Genomic DNA, 15,642 nt, shown 5'->3' with positions numbered 1-15,642 from the left:
ATAAGTCGTTTTGACTTATGGCACTCTTTTTCAACCTTAAGGGACTCAGTTAAAACCAAAACAAACGTTTTTGTGTGGTATAAACCATATCAATACTTCGTTTGCCTAAAATCTCGCCATCTGCGTGAATGGTTTGTGGAATCGTCGAAACAATTCGAATTTTGCTTGATTGAAAATGATGAAAATGCTTAGATTTCCCTTGTTTTTGACGAAGCAATAGGAAAATAAGCCACAAAATTTTAAAAATATTGATTCGTTCCACGACAACTAAGTCCACGACTGCTTTGCGAGGATTGGCCGTCGGCATAATTGATACGCCCCCGCCAAAATAAGGATGATTTGTGACCGTACATAGGAAAGCACGATTAAATGTGTATTGTTTACCATTCATTTCAACTAAAATTGGAAAGCCTTTTTGTTTAAAAAAGACATGAATGATTGAAGAAATATAGGAAAGCGAGCCAAGCTTAAATTTATTTAAGGCTTTTTTTGATGACGATTCGTTGGTTTTTTCCACGATTGCCGCATCTAATCCTAAGCCAACATTATTGGTGGCTAAGCCGATTTCTTCTTGGTTGGCTTCTACATAATGAATCGTTTGAATTTCTTTTGGTCGTCTGGTGCGCAGGATTTGATGCAATGCTTTATCAATATTTCTTGATAATCCCACCCCTCGTGCAAAATCATTTCCAGAGCCGCATGGAATATAGCTTAAAGGAATAGCTGAATCATATGGAAGTAATGAATTAATGACATTATGTAGTGTGCCATCGCCGCCTAGCACGACTAGGATTGGAAAAGTTGAAACGTCTAAGTCTTCAGACCAAGGAAGTAAAGTTGTTTCTGCAAGTTCCTTCGTCAATTCTTTTTCATGTCCAGCGTAATCAGTGTAAAGAGCCGTATATTTAAGTTCTTGTTGCTTGAGTTGTTGAATCACTTTTCTAGCGACTTTTCGGCCATTGCCGCTACTTGCCTGCTCGTTGATAATAAGATAGTAGTGAATGTTCATTGAGCTCCTCCTTTGAATCGCTATTGTCCATTATACCAGAGGGAGGAACTTCTGCGAATAAAGATTGCTTAAAAAAGTAAAAAATGACTAGAAAAAGGCACGAAACAATGCATGAGAGGTGAAAACTGCAAATAAGTGCAAAGTAAAACAGGGCTTTCATTGACTATTTTGACTTTCCATATTAGAATGTGAACTGTTGCAATTGTAACCAAGGTTCATCAACCATCCCTTGTAAAAAAACTCGGAGAAAGAAGGAAAAAGTATGCAAAATTCGTTTCAAGCCAATCGAAAGCTAAGAACAGTCTTAGCCAATGGTATCATTATGGGCTTATATATTGTCCTCTCTTTATTGGTTCGGCCAGTTTCTTCTGGTATGATTCAATTTAGAATTTCAGAAAGTTTGAATCACCTAGTCGTTTTCAATCGCAAATTGATGTGGGGTGTTTTAGGCGGCGTTATCTTTTTTAACTTATTTTTTGGTTTTGGTGTAATGGATGCTCTGTTTGGTGGAGCGCAAACATTATTTGCGTTGAGCTTAACAGCTTTTTTACAAAAAAAGGTACCAAGTATTCCTGTTAGAATGTGTCTAAATAGTCTATTTTTTACTGTAAGTATGTTTTTTATTGCCTTTATGCTAGTACCAAGTGGCGGTCAAGCATTTTGGACAACTTATGGTTGGTTAGCATTAAGTGAAGCGATTATTATGACGATTTCAGCACCAATCATGTATTTTATCAACAAGTCATTAAAATTTGAAACACGTATTTAATTGAAAAGATGTGGATAGAAATGATTCATCCTTTGAATGGCAGTGAAGAAAAGTGTCGTTGCTATTAGTGAGCTAAGTGATAGAATGAACTGTTTCTACCTCGTCTTTTTTACATAAAGAATAAGATCTACATTTTTTCTAAAAATTTTCATGTAAAACTTTACTAGTCTGTTGGAATACACTATGATAGTGTAAGATAAACGGACTATTGGAAAGTCACAGCAGAGGAGTTTGAACATGTACACATTTAAAATCGGTATTCCGGCAGAAGTACACGATACATTTGTTAAAAATCACCCATTATGTAATTTACTACAGTCATCTTCATGGGCAAAAGTCAAGGATAACTGGGGTTCTGAAATTGTTGGGGTTTATGAAAAGGATACATTAGTCGCATCAAGTTTAGTTTTAATCAAACCATTACCAGCCGGTTTTACGATGTTATATACACCAAGAGGTCCAGTAATGGACTATACAAATGAACGTTTGGTCAGCTACTTTATGGCTGAATTGAAAAAATTTGGCAAGAAAAAACGAGCTTTATTTATAAAAATGGATCCAGCGGTTCACTATCAAGATTTTCATTTGGGAGAAGAACATCAACCGCATGCTGAAGCGACAGCTATTATTGAGACCTTGAAAGAAGCAGGGGCCAAATATCAAGGACTGACAATGGATATGGGGGCCACCATCCAGCCCCGCTTCCAAGCGAATATTTATCGTGAAGATTTTAGTGAGGAACAATTGTCAAAAAGTACCAAGAAAATGATTAAAACAGCTGAAAAAAAAGGGGTCGTTGTGCAGCAAGGGCATGTTGACTTTGTTGATGAATTTGAAAAAGTCATTCAATCAACCATGGAACGCCAACATATTTCTTTGCGGAATAGTGATTACTTTAAGAAGCTGTTGAACATTTACCCAGAAGACTCCTTTATTATGCTGGCGCAAGTCAATTTAAAGGAACGTTTAGATAGCACGCAACAACGCTATGATAAAAATCAAAAAGACTTGAGTAATTTGAAAGAAAATCAAGTGAAAAAGCGCCATAATTTAGAAGAATTAGATGCTTCCTTGACTCGGGAACTAAAAGAATTAGAAGAAAATATCGCAGAAGCTGGTGAAATCGTCACGGTTGCTGGCGCTTTGGCTGTGACATTTGGTCCAACAAGTGAAATCCTTTATGCTGGCTTAGATGATCGTTATAAACGCTACATGCCAACATATGTGACTTGGCGAGATGCCATTCAAGAATGTTTTAACCGTGGCTGCGAAAGCTGTAATATGGGCGGCTTAGAAGGTAGTTTAAATGATGGCTTAATTAAGTTTAAAGCGAACTTCAACCCAACGATTAATGAATTTATTGGGGAATTCGATTTACCGGTTAATAAATTATTATTTAAAGCCAGTGAATATGCCTATAAATTACGAAAACAAAAAAAATAAATAAAAAACACAGGGACTAAAAATCAAACTTGATTTTTAGTCCCTGTGTTTTTTTCTATAGTTTTTGCGTTGCATTCCGTTTCATTAAGCGAAGCAAAACGCTAGCAATTGCTGAAGCAGCTACACCAGCAACAAGAGCTTCTGGCACACCAGAACTGAAAATCGTCGCAATAATAGCTAGGTAAACAGCAGTTCCAGCTTTACCAATAATTTCAGCATAAGCTGAATTAAAAAGAAAATAAATCATGTTCATGACTAAAATGGTATTCGTTGCTGAGCCTAAAACACCAGCCACAAATAAGGAGACAGGTTGCGCTTTTTCCTTCGTTAATTTATTTAGCCATTTGTAAGCGAAATAAGGAACGACCCCAATTAAAATCCGCGGAATGAGCACAATTAAAAGTGCCTTCCAACTACCATGATCGGTACCGATCACAGGAATAAATGGAGAAAAAACAAACGACAAAGGTGTTGGTGCTGTCGTATTTTTAATTAAGCTAATGATCCCAAACGTGCCGCCCAACATACTACCGATTTTTGGCCCTAAAACAATGGAACCAATAATTACAGGAATATGCATCGTGGTCGAATTTAAAGGACCTAATGTGATAAATCCTAGCGGGGTTAAAGCCAGTAAAAGTAAGATAGCTAAGAACATTGCTGTTAACGTAAATTTTTTCGTGTTATTCATAAATTACTCCTTGTTATCAGATGCTAAAATTTTCATCACTGTTTGAATGATATCTTCAACAGTGGCAAGTGCGCCACGACCATAATCGCCACAAGCTAATAGAGCTTCACGTGGGATTATTTCTTGATAGCCGACTTCTTTTAAAATGCCAATATTTCGTTGGACAATGGGGTTTTGGTACATATACGTATTCATCGCGGGCGCAATAATTTTTGGTGTTTCAGGATAAAGCGCCAAAGCAACTGTTGATAATAAGTCGTCGGCAATCCCATGGGCTAATTTCCCAATTGTATTGGCCGAAGCAGGTGCTACTAAAAATAAATCCGCTTTTTTAGCTAACTCAATGTGATTAATTTTACTGGGATCAATTTCCATCATGACATCCGTATGCACTGGATTCTTAGAAAGTGATTGTAAGGTCAGCGGAGTGATGAACGCTGTGCTACTTTTAGTCATTAAAATTTCCACATTGTAGCCAAGCTTAGCTAGTTGACTTGTAATATCTGCTGCTTTATATGCAGAAATGCTGCCAGAGACGCCTAATAAAATAGTTTTCATTGTTGTTCTCTCCATTTCTTTTCAACATTTTTAACGATCATTGAACCAATCCCTTGTTTTGAACAAGCTTCTTGGACAATGCCCGTTTCGTTAATTAATAATCCTTCGTGTTCTGTTTCATGAACGTTCATCAAGTCATTGGCTAAGACAAAGTCACACCGATTTTTAACCAAAGCGGCTTGTGCAACTTGGACAAGTTCTTCTTGTGAAACGTTGACAAGTAATTTAAAGCCCACTAAAACAGTTTGGGGTTGCTTGTCACGAATCATTTGGATGACTTTAGGATTTTTCTTTAGAAAAATTAATAATCGGTCCGTATCAGATGAAATTTTTGTTGCTGTTTGAGGAATATCAGCAATCTGATTCAATGTGTTTTGAACGATAGTTACCAAGGCTTCTTTGGTCTTTGGCAATGTTTGTTCGCTTAATTGTTGAGCAAAAGAATCAATAAATTGTTCTTCCGTTTGCGCGGTTTCCGTCGTAAAATCACTGACTGCCATTGCGTGAACAATCGCATCAAATTGCTTTTCAGCAAAGAGTTGTTCTAACGTAGTGGCTAATTCAACCGTTGTTTCTATTTCTTTAATTGATAAGTCCAATTGTTGGGTTGGACGTAATGCATGTTTGGTTGTTACGTAGGTTACGGTGTGTCCAGCAGCTAAAAAACTTTCAGCAATTGCTTTTCCTAGTCCGCCAGAAGAATGATTGGTAATCGAACGAACATTATCAATCGGTTCTGACGTTCCGCCAGCAGTAACTAAAACATCCATAATCAAAACGCCTCCTTAAGAAATTCGGACAATGGTCCGTCCAATATGTTGGCCTGCTTGTAATGCTTCAAAAACAGGGGGAAGTTCTTCTAAAGTAATCTCTTGATACACAGCTTTTTCAGTGATGTCTAAATCAGTGGCAAGACGTTGCCAGACTATTTTTCGTTTGTCCATACCAACATTAACCGAATCAATGCCCAATAAATGAACGCCCCGTAAAATAAAGGGTAAAACGGTTGTCTCTAATGTAATTCCAGCAGCGCGGCCACAAATGGCTGAACGGCCATCATAACGAAGTTGTGGTAAAACAGCAGAAGTAATTTCCCCACCAGTGGTATCAATTGCAAAAGCAAAACGCTGTTTCATCAATGCTTTAACAGGAGTTGCTAAGAAATCTTCTACTAATAAGCATTCACTAACACCTAACTCTTTTAAAAGCTCAAAAGAATCTGGCTTTCTAGTTAATGCAGTGATTGAAGTGTAGCCTAATTGATGCAACATCGCAATAGACAATGTCGCAACACCGCCTGTCGCACCAGTTACAATAATGGGGGCTTCTTTGTCGTCTCGTAAGCCATCGTCTTCTAAAGCTGTGACAGATAATCCGGCCGTAAAGCCAGCAGTTCCGAAAATCATTGCTTCTTTGAGACTCATTTTTTCAGGAAGTGGAACTACCCAATCGCCAGGAACACGCACATATTCAGAATAACCACCAGTATGACTAACCCCTAATTGATAGCCTGTTACGATCACTTTATCGCCTTCTTTGTAACGAGGATCTTCCGATGTGACAACAGTGCCACTGACATCAATTCCTGGAATCATTGGATAATTGCGAATCACACCGCCGTCTTTTTTTGAAGCTAAAGAGTCTTTAAAGTTAACTGAGGAGTAGGCTGCTTTGATTACTACAGTGCCTTCTGATAAATCGTCTAAAGTAATGGTTTCTAGTTGACCAATAACAGATGTATCTTGTTCTCTTAACGTAAATGCTTGAAATGAATTCATATAAAAACGCTCCTTCCAATTATGTAAAAAAGCAACTCGTCTTATTTTATCATATTCTGATTTTTTCGTATCATTTTTCTTCTTATAAACAGTAAGTTATACAGAAAAGAAAGATTGTGTGACAATTAGACTAGAAAAATAAAGAAAAATGGTTGAAATTTTTCAAAAAGTTCGTATACTAAAAAAGGTAAAACTAAACTGTAAGTTTAGTATTACAAAACTTTTGTTGAAAAGATTAGCTGAAAATAGAAACGAGGTGTGCCATGGAAATTGGTGAGAAGTTGAGAAATTTACGCATTCAGAAAAATTTAACACAAGAAGAATTAGGTGAAAGAACGGATTTATCCAAAGGCTATATTTCCCAATTGGAACGGGATTTAAGCTCACCATCAATGGAAACATTCTTCTCAATTTTAGAAGTACTAGGCGTGACGCCAGAGCAGTTTTTTAGTCAGCAACCGCTTGAACAGAAAATTGTCTACAATGAAGAAGAAAGTACCCTCTATTATGATGAAGAACATGGCTATGAACTAAAATGGTTAATTCCAGCCTCAAATGAAAAAGAAATGGAACCTGTCATTATTACTTTTGATAAAAATGGCGAATACAAAACGTTTGAACCTTCTCTATCAGAAACATTTATTTATGTGATTGATGGCTCCATTCGTTTGACATTAGGGGAAGCCACGTATATTGCTAAAAAAGGTCAAACCATGTATTACCAAGCAACAGAACCTCACCAAATTAGCAACAATGGTCGAGGAAAAAGTCGTGCGTTAATTGTGGCGACAGAATCGTATTTATAAAGGACGAAATGGAGGAGTTTATCCAGTGAGAAACCATGTGATTTCATTTGAAAATGTTGTCAAACAATTTGACGATGAACCAGTATTAAAAAATGTCAGCTTTGAAATTGAAGAAGGAAAATTTTATACCTTATTAGGACCTTCAGGATGTGGTAAAACAACGATTTTGCGTATTATTGCGGGATTCAATGACGTGACTTCTGGCGATGTTTATTTTGATGGTAAAAGAATAAATGATGTACCTGCCAATAAACGCCAAGTCAATACCGTGTTTCAGGATTATGCTTTGTTTCCTCACATGAATGTTTTTGATAATGTTGCATTTGGTTTAAAAATCAAAAAACTATCCAAAGCAGAAATTGAAAAAAAAGTGAAAGAGGCATTACGTTTGGTTCAATTACCGGGCTACGAAACACGTGAAATTAGTGAAATGTCTGGGGGCCAACGTCAGCGGGTCGCAATTGCACGAGCGATTGTCAATGAGCCAAAAGTATTGCTTTTAGATGAGCCGTTATCCGCTTTAGATTTGAAATTACGCACAGCGATGCAATATGAACTACGTGATTTACAACAACGTTTAGGAATTACTTTTATTTTTGTGACCCATGATCAAGAAGAAGCATTAGCGATGAGTGATGAAATTTTTGTCATGAATAAAGGTCATATCGTGCAAAGTGGCACACCAGTCGATATTTATGATGAACCGATTAATCACTTTGTTGCTGACTTTGTGGGGGAAAGTAATATTGTGGACGGCGTGATGCTGGAAGATAATTTAGTTTCATTTGTGGGCAAAAAATTTGAATGTGTCGATGGCGGCATGCGGAAAAATGAACCTGTAGAAGTCGTTTTACGTCCAGAAGACCTAACGATTACCACGCTTGAAAAAGGCAAGCTAACTGTAACGGTGGACACGCAGTTATTCCGCGGCGTTCATTATGAAATTATTTGTTTTGATGAACAAGGAAACGAATGGATGGTCCATTCCACTCGAAAAGCCAAAGAAGGTGCTCAAGTAGGGCTCTCTTTTGAGCCAGAAGATATTCACGTGATGCGCTTCAATGAATCAGAAGAAGACTTTGATGCCCGTTTAGAAAGTTACGACGAGTAAACGAAAGGGGAAAATAAAATGAAAACAATGCGTCGAATTTATTCGATTCCCTATGTAATGTGGTTACTTTTATTCGTCATTGCGCCAGTGCTAATGATTATTTATCAATCATTTTTCGATATGAATGGCCAGTTTACCTTGGCGAATTACCAAACGTATTTTACATCAGGAACGTATTTAAGTATGACCATTAATTCGGTTTGGTATGCTTTTCTGATTACCATTTTTACGTTATTGGTAAGTTATCCTACGGCTTATTTTTTGACAAAGCTCAAGCATAAACAGTTGTGGTTAATGCTTGTTATTTTACCAACGTGGGTGAATTTATTATTAAAAGCTTATGCCTTTATTGGGATTTTCAGTATTCATGGGAGTATCAATCAGTTTATGAGTTTTATGGGTTTGGGCACGCACCAAATTCTGTTTACAGATTTCAGTTTTTTATTTGTCGCAACGTATATTGAAATTCCATTTATGATTATGCCGATTTTTAATGCCTTAGAAGAGATGAATCCTTCATTGATTAGTGCTAGTCGGGACTTAGGAGCTAGCAGTGCGGAAACGTTCCGCCGTGTCATTTTTCCTCTCTCCCTGAACGGTGTGAAAAGTGGTGTTCAAGCTGTCTTTATTCCTTCGCTCTCGCTCTTTATGTTAACACGTTTAATTGGCGGCAATCGGGTGATTACGTTGGGGACGGCGATTGAGGAGCACTTCTTAGTAACGCAAAACTGGGGCATGGGTTCAACAATTGGTGTGATTTTAATTGTTGCCATGTTTATTGTGATGTTGCTGACGGGTGAGAAGAAGAAAGGGCGTGGCAAATAATGCAAAAGAAAAAGTTTAAATGGTCTTATGTGTATTTATTCGTTGTCTTTGCGCTACTGTACGCACCAATCTTTTATTTGATTTTTTATTCGTTTAACGACACGCAAACGATGAATCAGTTTACTGGTTTTACGTTAGATAATTATCGGAACGTTTTCGAAGACACACGCTTGTTAACCATTGTTCTAAATACGTTTTTGCTAGCTTTCTTATCGGCTTTAATAGCAACCATCATTGGAACATTTGGCGCGATGGGGATTTATTATACAAAACGTCGTAAAAACCGGAACACGTTGCTTAGCTTTAATAACATTTTACTCGTTTCACCAGATGTTATTATTGGAGCCAGTTTCTTAATTTTCTTCACGGCAGTAGGGTTTATCAGTTTAGGTTTTACAAGTGTATTATTGTCGCATATTGCCTTTAGTATTCCGATTGTTGTTTTAATGGTTTTACCAAAACTACAAGAGATGAACGATTCTATGGTAGATGCGGCACGGGATTTAGGGGCCAATAATGTTCAAGTGATTAAAAATATTATATTGCCTTTTTTAGCGCCAGGAATTATTGCTGGCTACTTTATGGCCTTTACTTATTCGTTGGACGATTTTGCCGTAACATTCTTTGTGACAGGCAATGGTTTTTCAACATTATCTGTTGAAATTTATTCACGAGCACGTCAGGGAATTAGTTTAGAAATCAATGCCTTAAGTGCGTTAGTATTCCTATTCTCAATGATTCTAGTTGTCGGTTATTACTTTATCAGTAAAGACAATACGCCAAAACGTTTAAAGAAAATGCGTCGGGAACAAAGTGAGGTGGCCAAGTTAAAATGAAAAAATTACAGTCACTTTTTATTGGAATTATCGCTATTATTGTCATCTTGTTTTTTGGCGTGCGCCAATTGGAGAAAGCAAGTGGCATGGCAGGAGCAGATACCTTAACCATTTACAATTGGGGAGACTATATAGATCCGGCCTTGATTAAGAAATTTGAAAAAGAAACAGGCTATAAAGTCAATTACGAAACCTTTGATTCTAATGAAGCTATGTATACAAAAATTCAGCAAGGTGGTACAGCCTATGATATTGCCATTCCTTCTGAATATATGATTCAAAAAATGATGAAAGCGAAGATGCTTTTACCACTTGATCACAGCAAATTAAAAGGCTTAGAAAACATTGATGCACGCTTTTTAGATCAATCCTTTGATCCCAAAAATAAGTTTTCCGTTCCATACTTCTGGGGCACGTTGGGGATTATTTATAATGATAAATTTATTGACGGCCGTCAGATCCAACATTGGGATGATTTATGGCGCCCGGAATTAAAAAATAATGTCATGCTGATTGATGGCGCTCGCGAAGTGTTAGGATTATCTTTGAACAGTTTAGGCTATTCGTTAAACAGTAAAAACGACCAACAATTACGTCAGGCTACCGATAAGTTAAACCGATTAACGAACAATGTCAAAGCAATTGTTGCCGATGAAATCAAAATGTACATGGCTAATGAAGAAAGTGCAGTTGCTGTAACTTTCTCTGGTGAAGCTGCTGAAATGCTAGAAAACAATGAACATCTACATTATGTGATTCCCAGTGAAGGCTCTAATCTCTGGTTTGATAACATTGTGATGCCTAAGACGGCCAAAAATAAAGACGGCGCCTATGCATTTATGAATTTTATGTTACGACCAGAAAATGCGGCACAAAATGCAGAATATATTGGTTATTCCACACCAAATAAAGAAGCTAAAAAACTATTACCAAAAGAAGTTGCCGAAGATAAACAATTTTATCCAGATGATGAAACCATCAAACATTTAGAAGTTTACCAAGATTTAGGTCAAGAATACTTAGGAATTTATAACGATCTGTTCTTGGAGTTTAAGATGTATCGGAAATAATGGTAAAACTCACAAAAATGGGAAAAATTCATGGATAAAGAACTTTTGTTATGTATTTTTGAAAGTTCAGTTTTCTAATTTTCTACCAAAAGCGTCTAAAAAGACGCTTTTTTTTGTTATTTGACCTGCTCTATTAGAGAAAAAATGAAATAAATATTCTTATGTTGGGAAAAATATAAATTTTATGAACAAGCGAAAATTGTAGTTGATATGGAGAGTTGAGTAAAATATCATAAAATTGGTAACAAATTTAAGTGATTGGAGAATTATTTTATTGTAACTAATTTAAATAGATAAACAGTTCACTTTTTCTAGTTTGTAGAGTATTATTAAATTGTTGAATAACATGTAAATAAAAAATGGAGAAGTAAATGGAAGAAAATATAATTATATCAAAATATAACACTGCTCAAAAAGAACAATTTTTCATAGAAAAATTAGTTGAGGCCAAAAATGAAAATTCGCTTATTTGTTTTATTGGAGCGGGGGTCTCAATATCACAAGGATATCCGAACTGGAATCAGTATGTAGAGCAACTTATAGATTATTGGAAAGGTCATTTAGATGTATTAACAAGTAAAAAAGAAACAGTTAAAGATAAAGTTGATATGAGTGACACTTTATTTTTAGAGTCTTTACACAGCATGCCCGTCTCTAATAAACGAAAAGTTGATTTAGTAAATTTTTTATTAAAAGAATATTGTGAAACTGGCGAAAGTGAAAAAACATTAGAATTATACCAAGAACATGTTCTTGATTTTGAAAGAAAAATATTTACTGAAACCCAACCTATATTAATTAAAAATGACATTTTAGATGAATTAGTTAAGTTGGAACCAATTTTTATTACTACTAATTATGATAATCAAATAGAAAAAAGTTATGAACGTTCTACTTCAAAAAAACCAAAAAAAATAAATAGTATCGAGGAAATTGAGGGTGCTGTTGAATCTAATACTGTAATACATATTCATGGAGTACCTGATGCCGGATGTAATCCAGATTATTTTGTTAGTTCTGCTCGATCATACGCTGGTATATATTTTCTAGGTGATAAGCAAGAAAAAATTTTAGAAATACTTGATGGAAAAGAATCTCCAGTGTTTCTTTTTGTAGGTTGTAGTATGGAGGAAGATGAAATACTGGCGTTGTTGAAAAAAATAAAAGAATCTAGAGTTGGAGGTTTAAAAGCCTATGCTCTTATGAGGTTAGAGGATATTCATTCTATTCCTGTTGCAAATGATAGAAAGAAAAAGATTATAGAAAGTTACTACTTGGATGAACATAATGTTGATATTCTATGGTTTGGAAAAGAGTTTGAAGGATTAGCAAAATTTACAAAAAAATTCGTAATAAAATTTAAAGATAAGAGAAAAAATTCTATAAGCGATCCAGAAAGATTAAGAAGGGTGTTAACCATAAATGATCAATGAAGATACTTTTATTACCGAAGTAAATAGAGCTTTAAAGCGCGGAGATTTTTATATTTTGGATTCATTTTTTTCAGAATATGGGACATATAATGTTAAAAATTTAAATACTGTACTTGACTATTTGACCAAATCACAATTATTTATAGATAATTATATTTGCAACACAATTAAATTCTGTAATTTATGGCATATATTGAACTTTAGATTTAAAGACATAGAAATTAGGATAAGAAATAAAATTTTTGAAAAAATAAAAGAAATTAGTTTTTGGAATTCTAGCACAGAAATTGAGATTATTTCAATTATTAACAAAATGACTGAAAATATGGATGATGTTGAAAAAATACAAAAATATCGTGCTTATTTGAAAAAATTTATGAATACACAACATATTAATCATAGAATTAAAGATAGATTCTTTAATTGTGCGTTTTTACTTGAGATAATCTCAAAAGAAAAGTCACCATTTTTTGACAAAAGACAGACTTTAACTTTTGATTATACACAAGAAACTTTTAAGATACTTATTAATATAATTAAAGAGCAAAGCGAAACATGGAAATTTTATAACTTTTCATTTTTGTTAGAGCATACTTCGGTAGGGCTACTAACAAAAATTATTGAGGATCAATCTTTGAAGATTAATGGAGAGATCCGATACCCTGATGATTTTTTGAAAATCACGATTATTCAAAGAATAATTATAAATATTGATTTAGATGAAAAAGATATACCTGAATGTTTAATAAAAAAAACAAATGAATTAATAGATTGGGATTATAACCTTTATGGAAAAGAAATGAATGATTATGTAAAGAAACATAACATAGATATAGAACAAAAATTTATAGATGGTATCGGACCAGTTACAGGAGGATGGGTAAAAACTCATCCATTTATTCCAGTTTCTCCATTAACCAATTTATCTCAAGTAGATGTGTTAGTAGATTTATTGAATAACTGTCCTGATTGGGAAACACAGGTATCTAACGATAATTTTTTAAACGAGCGAAGCAAACAAGGACAGAATGAAGAAATAATTAGAGTTTTAAATCCAATAACAAATTGGGAAGAAAATAAACAATTTAATGAAATTTTTCTAGAAAAAGTCATAAACCAACCGATATTGTATACTAATTTAACTCCTTCTATAGCAAAAATGCTGGAGACCGGAATAGAAAACAATTACATTAGTACAAAAACAGCGGACTCCTTTTTAGAAAAAATGAATTTTAAAGATATAACTAATATTTCTTACGAACAGGAAAAAATTATAAAAGTTTTGACTAAAAATAATAAGAGTACTAATGATACAGTCTTCCGTGTATTGTTTGAAGACATTAAACCTAATTTATTAAGTACGGAAAGTATTTTCTTAAATAAAGAAAAAACAGATTTTGTAGAATTAAATGATTTTATTAATACAGAATTAGGAAGGTATTATAATATTGTTGAGGAAATTGATGAGTATGTATTTAGATTTTATTCAAGCTCAATTGAAGAGGGAATAAATTCTTTGGAAAATCCATATAAAGAATATTTAATAGGACGAAATATTAATCAAATTGAGTTTAATATAGAAAAACCGACAAGTAATATGTTTATAGGATTCTGCCATAGATATAATTTGAAACAAGATGAAAAAATGGATTTTTTTGAAGAAATAGCTATTTCACTACTTGAAGACAACGCATTTTCAGATGAATTTTGCCAAAATAATATTTTGATCATGTTAATATACAAGATAAACCCACAGGACACAAAAATTACACTAGATAAAAATATAGAGTATAAAGAAAAAATTCTCTATAGATTTTTAAATATTTTAATTGAAAATGAAGATTTTGAGAAAAAGAGCGAAATAGAAAATTGGATTAAATATTTTCTTAAAAAAGATGTATTTGTAAAAACAGCGACTTCATTTTTATTACTTAACTTAGGGAGTAGTGGAAAGGAAATTGCTTCAAGACATCTAGGTTTCCTTGAAGGCGCAGTAACTAGCGATGGAATAAGATTAGGAGAATATGAGTTCTCTTATATTCATCATATGGATGAATATTGTGAATGGCAATTCGATATACTTATTAACTTGATTCAAATTTTATTACGAAAAAATTATATTGTTATTAGTCAAGCTTTTATAGAGAGTATGTTTAATGTTCTCACCCGACTAAGTCAAAAAAATATGATTAATGGAATAAAAAGGTTGTTAAATATACTTGAAAATTATTTGTTAGAAAAAGATTTTATTTATTTGCAAACACAATTTCCTATATAATATTGACATCGACTAAAATTTTTTGACTATCAATATATAAAAATAAGTTAATAATAATTAAATACACTAATTTTCCAAATTTCGACCATAGTTATTGAAACTCTTATTAAATTAAGATCAATTGTAGATTGTTTGTTAAACAAGATGTATCGGAAATAAAAAAGTACCTTCGTAACTTTCGAATCGCCCCTAAAAGTTAGATTTTTAGTCTAACTTTTAGGGGCGGCTTTTATTCATACAAGCTTCTAATTGAGGCACAAAGAAACCTGTGCTACACTTTGTATAAAGCATAAAAGGAGCAAAGAAAATGAAGAGGAAAACAATCCGAATACTACTAATCAGTAGCGGGCTTATTTTAATCCTGCTGGTTGGCTACCGTTTGTATCTAGAATATCAAACAGATATTCAATTATTTTTGAATCCTAAAGCCAGTAAGACACAATTATTAGAGCGAATTCGTTCACATGGTTTTTCAGCAGCGCTGTTGTTAGTTTTTTTGACCGCAATCATGTGTGCAGTACCAGGGATTCCAACCTCAGTAATTGGTGTGATTGCAGGATTGAGTTTTGGTCCCTTCAGCGGCACACTCATTAACGTTTTAGGGAATAGTATGGGAAATTTAGTTGCAATCTTTTTGATGCATCATATAAAATTTTTAGATAAAAAAACGGAGACCAATCATTGGGTCCAGTCCATTCGACGGATGAAGCATCCAAAAATTGGGATTATGGTGGGCTACATGATTCCAATTATTCCTTCTTCTGTGATTAATTTTGCTGCGGATACTATGCAGTTGCCATTAAAAAATTTAATAGCCGCTATATTCATTGGTGTAATTCCTTCCTCAATACTTTACGCATGTGGAGGCGAAGCGCTATTTCATGGATATAATAAAACGGCAGTATTGTTAATTGTGAGTGTTCTTTTGTTCGTTGGATTGGTGGTCATTATTGAGAAAGATAGAAAAAGATTTCAAAAAACTGTTCTTTAAGAACGGTTTTTTTGTGCATTTGAACAATAAATCCTGTTAAATTT

Annotated in this window: 15 protein-coding genes; 10 read left to right on the top strand and 5 right to left on the bottom strand. The window is 34.2% G+C overall.

What is annotated here, in order from left to right; translation table 11 throughout:
• Window positions 1-49 precede the first annotated feature (49 nt).
• On the bottom strand, window positions 50-1,009 hold the full coding sequence (locus AB3I34_RS08210; RefSeq protein ID WP_002356498.1) for a diacylglycerol kinase family protein: 960 nt from the start codon (window positions 1,007-1,009) through the stop codon (window positions 50-52).
• Window positions 1,010-1,271: 262 nt separating this feature from the next.
• Between AB3I34_RS08210 and AB3I34_RS08205 the strand changes: the two genes are divergently transcribed.
• Window positions 1,272-1,778, top strand: a complete 507-nt coding sequence (locus AB3I34_RS08205; protein ID WP_002356499.1) for a QueT transporter family protein — start codon at window positions 1,272-1,274, stop codon at window positions 1,776-1,778.
• Between the two features lie 237 nt (window positions 1,779-2,015).
• Window positions 2,016-3,221: an aminoacyltransferase gene (locus tag AB3I34_RS08200; RefSeq protein WP_010712738.1), complete on the top strand. Its 1,206-nt coding sequence runs from the start codon at window positions 2,016-2,018 to the stop codon at window positions 3,219-3,221.
• Window positions 3,222-3,276: 55 nt separating this feature from the next.
• Here AB3I34_RS08200 and AB3I34_RS08195 read toward each other — a convergent pair whose 3' ends face one another.
• From AB3I34_RS08195 to AB3I34_RS08180, 4 genes are read right to left on the bottom strand one after another with little or no spacing between them, the layout of a single operon-like run.
• The gene (locus tag AB3I34_RS08195; protein WP_002356501.1) at window positions 3,277-3,912 is read right to left on the bottom strand and encodes an ECF transporter S component; all 636 of its coding nucleotides are present in this window, start codon (window positions 3,910-3,912) and stop codon (window positions 3,277-3,279) included.
• 3 nt (window positions 3,913-3,915) lie between these two features.
• Window positions 3,916-4,470 (bottom strand): phosphopantothenoylcysteine decarboxylase, encoded by a 555-nt coding sequence (gene coaC, locus AB3I34_RS08190; protein ID WP_002384108.1) that lies wholly within the window; start codon window positions 4,468-4,470, stop codon window positions 3,916-3,918.
• Window positions 4,467-5,240 carry a phosphopantothenate--cysteine ligase gene (gene coaB, locus AB3I34_RS08185; RefSeq protein WP_010712737.1) on the bottom strand — a complete coding sequence of 258 codons (774 nt, stop codon included), beginning with the start codon at window positions 5,238-5,240 and terminating at the stop codon, window positions 4,467-4,469. The genes coaC and coaB overlap by 4 nt, the downstream gene beginning before the upstream one ends.
• 15 nt (window positions 5,241-5,255) lie before the next feature.
• Window positions 5,256-6,248, bottom strand: coding sequence for a YhdH/YhfP family quinone oxidoreductase (locus AB3I34_RS08180; protein ID WP_010712736.1), 993 nt, complete (start codon window positions 6,246-6,248; stop codon window positions 5,256-5,258).
• A 263-nt stretch (window positions 6,249-6,511) separates the two neighbouring features.
• Between AB3I34_RS08180 and AB3I34_RS08175 the strand changes: the two genes are divergently transcribed.
• From AB3I34_RS08175 to AB3I34_RS08140, 8 genes are all read left to right on the top strand, one after another.
• Window positions 6,512-7,054 carry a helix-turn-helix domain-containing protein gene (locus AB3I34_RS08175; protein WP_002356507.1) on the top strand — a complete coding sequence of 181 codons (543 nt, stop codon included), beginning with the start codon at window positions 6,512-6,514 and terminating at the stop codon, window positions 7,052-7,054.
• A gap of 25 nt (window positions 7,055-7,079) precedes the next feature.
• The gene (locus AB3I34_RS08170) at window positions 7,080-8,165 is read left to right on the top strand and encodes an ABC transporter ATP-binding protein (RefSeq protein WP_002356508.1); all 1,086 of its coding nucleotides are present in this window, start codon (window positions 7,080-7,082) and stop codon (window positions 8,163-8,165) included.
• An 18-nt stretch (window positions 8,166-8,183) separates the two neighbouring features.
• Entirely contained in the window at window positions 8,184-8,990 is an 807-nt protein-coding gene (locus AB3I34_RS08165) for an ABC transporter permease (protein WP_002356510.1), read from the top strand.
• On the top strand, window positions 8,990-9,826 hold the full coding sequence (locus AB3I34_RS08160; RefSeq protein WP_002356512.1) for an ABC transporter permease: 837 nt from the start codon (window positions 8,990-8,992) through the stop codon (window positions 9,824-9,826). Before AB3I34_RS08165 ends, AB3I34_RS08160 begins: the two co-directional genes overlap by 1 nt.
• Window positions 9,823-10,896, top strand: coding sequence for a PotD/PotF family extracellular solute-binding protein (locus AB3I34_RS08155; RefSeq protein WP_002359578.1), 1,074 nt, complete (start codon window positions 9,823-9,825; stop codon window positions 10,894-10,896). The genes AB3I34_RS08160 and AB3I34_RS08155 overlap by 4 nt, the downstream gene beginning before the upstream one ends.
• Before the next feature lie 371 nt (window positions 10,897-11,267).
• Window positions 11,268-12,329, top strand: coding sequence for an SIR2 family protein (locus AB3I34_RS08150; RefSeq protein WP_033593958.1), 1,062 nt, complete (start codon window positions 11,268-11,270; stop codon window positions 12,327-12,329).
• On the top strand, window positions 12,319-14,607 hold the full coding sequence (locus tag AB3I34_RS08145; RefSeq protein ID WP_010712734.1) for a hypothetical protein: 2,289 nt from the start codon (window positions 12,319-12,321) through the stop codon (window positions 14,605-14,607). The genes AB3I34_RS08150 and AB3I34_RS08145 overlap by 11 nt, the downstream gene beginning before the upstream one ends.
• A gap of 307 nt (window positions 14,608-14,914) precedes the next feature.
• On the top strand, window positions 14,915-15,598 hold the full coding sequence (locus tag AB3I34_RS08140; RefSeq protein WP_002362276.1) for a TVP38/TMEM64 family protein: 684 nt from the start codon (window positions 14,915-14,917) through the stop codon (window positions 15,596-15,598).
• Window positions 15,599-15,642: the final 44 nt, after the last annotated feature.

This window comes from Enterococcus sp. C102(2024), from assembly GCF_040888205.1.
In the GTDB taxonomy this organism is placed as follows: Bacteria; Bacillota; Bacilli; order Lactobacillales; family Enterococcaceae; genus Enterococcus; species Enterococcus faecalis.
The sequence above is the reverse complement of the archived record's forward strand: the minus strand, read 5'-3'. Positions and strand labels throughout refer to the sequence as shown.

Excerpts from the sequence above, each read along its gene's own strand:
- AB3I34_RS08210 (WP_002356498.1), bottom strand. The coding sequence starts at position 1,009 with ATGAACATTCACTACTATCTTATTATCAACGAGCAGGCAAGTAGCGGC.
- AB3I34_RS08205 (WP_002356499.1), top strand. The coding sequence starts at position 1,272 with ATGCAAAATTCGTTTCAAGCCAATCGAAAGCTAAGAACAGTCTTAGCC.
- AB3I34_RS08200 (WP_010712738.1), top strand. The coding sequence starts at position 2,016 with ATGTACACATTTAAAATCGGTATTCCGGCAGAAGTACACGATACATTT.
- AB3I34_RS08195 (WP_002356501.1), bottom strand. The coding sequence starts at position 3,912 with ATGAATAACACGAAAAAATTTACGTTAACAGCAATGTTCTTAGCTATC.
- coaC (WP_002384108.1), bottom strand. The coding sequence starts at position 4,470 with ATGAAAACTATTTTATTAGGCGTCTCTGGCAGCATTTCTGCATATAAA.
- coaB (WP_010712737.1), bottom strand. The coding sequence starts at position 5,240 with ATGGATGTTTTAGTTACTGCTGGCGGAACGTCAGAACCGATTGATAAT.
- AB3I34_RS08180 (WP_010712736.1), bottom strand. The coding sequence starts at position 6,248 with ATGAATTCATTTCAAGCATTTACGTTAAGAGAACAAGATACATCTGTT.
- AB3I34_RS08175 (WP_002356507.1), top strand. The coding sequence starts at position 6,512 with ATGGAAATTGGTGAGAAGTTGAGAAATTTACGCATTCAGAAAAATTTA.
- AB3I34_RS08165 (WP_002356510.1), top strand. The coding sequence starts at position 8,184 with ATGAAAACAATGCGTCGAATTTATTCGATTCCCTATGTAATGTGGTTA.
- AB3I34_RS08160 (WP_002356512.1), top strand. The coding sequence starts at position 8,990 with ATGCAAAAGAAAAAGTTTAAATGGTCTTATGTGTATTTATTCGTTGTC.
- AB3I34_RS08155 (WP_002359578.1), top strand. The coding sequence starts at position 9,823 with ATGAAAAAATTACAGTCACTTTTTATTGGAATTATCGCTATTATTGTC.
- AB3I34_RS08150 (WP_033593958.1), top strand. The coding sequence starts at position 11,268 with ATGGAAGAAAATATAATTATATCAAAATATAACACTGCTCAAAAAGAA.
- AB3I34_RS08145 (WP_010712734.1), top strand. The coding sequence starts at position 12,319 with ATGATCAATGAAGATACTTTTATTACCGAAGTAAATAGAGCTTTAAAG.
- AB3I34_RS08140 (WP_002362276.1), top strand. The coding sequence starts at position 14,915 with ATGAAGAGGAAAACAATCCGAATACTACTAATCAGTAGCGGGCTTATT.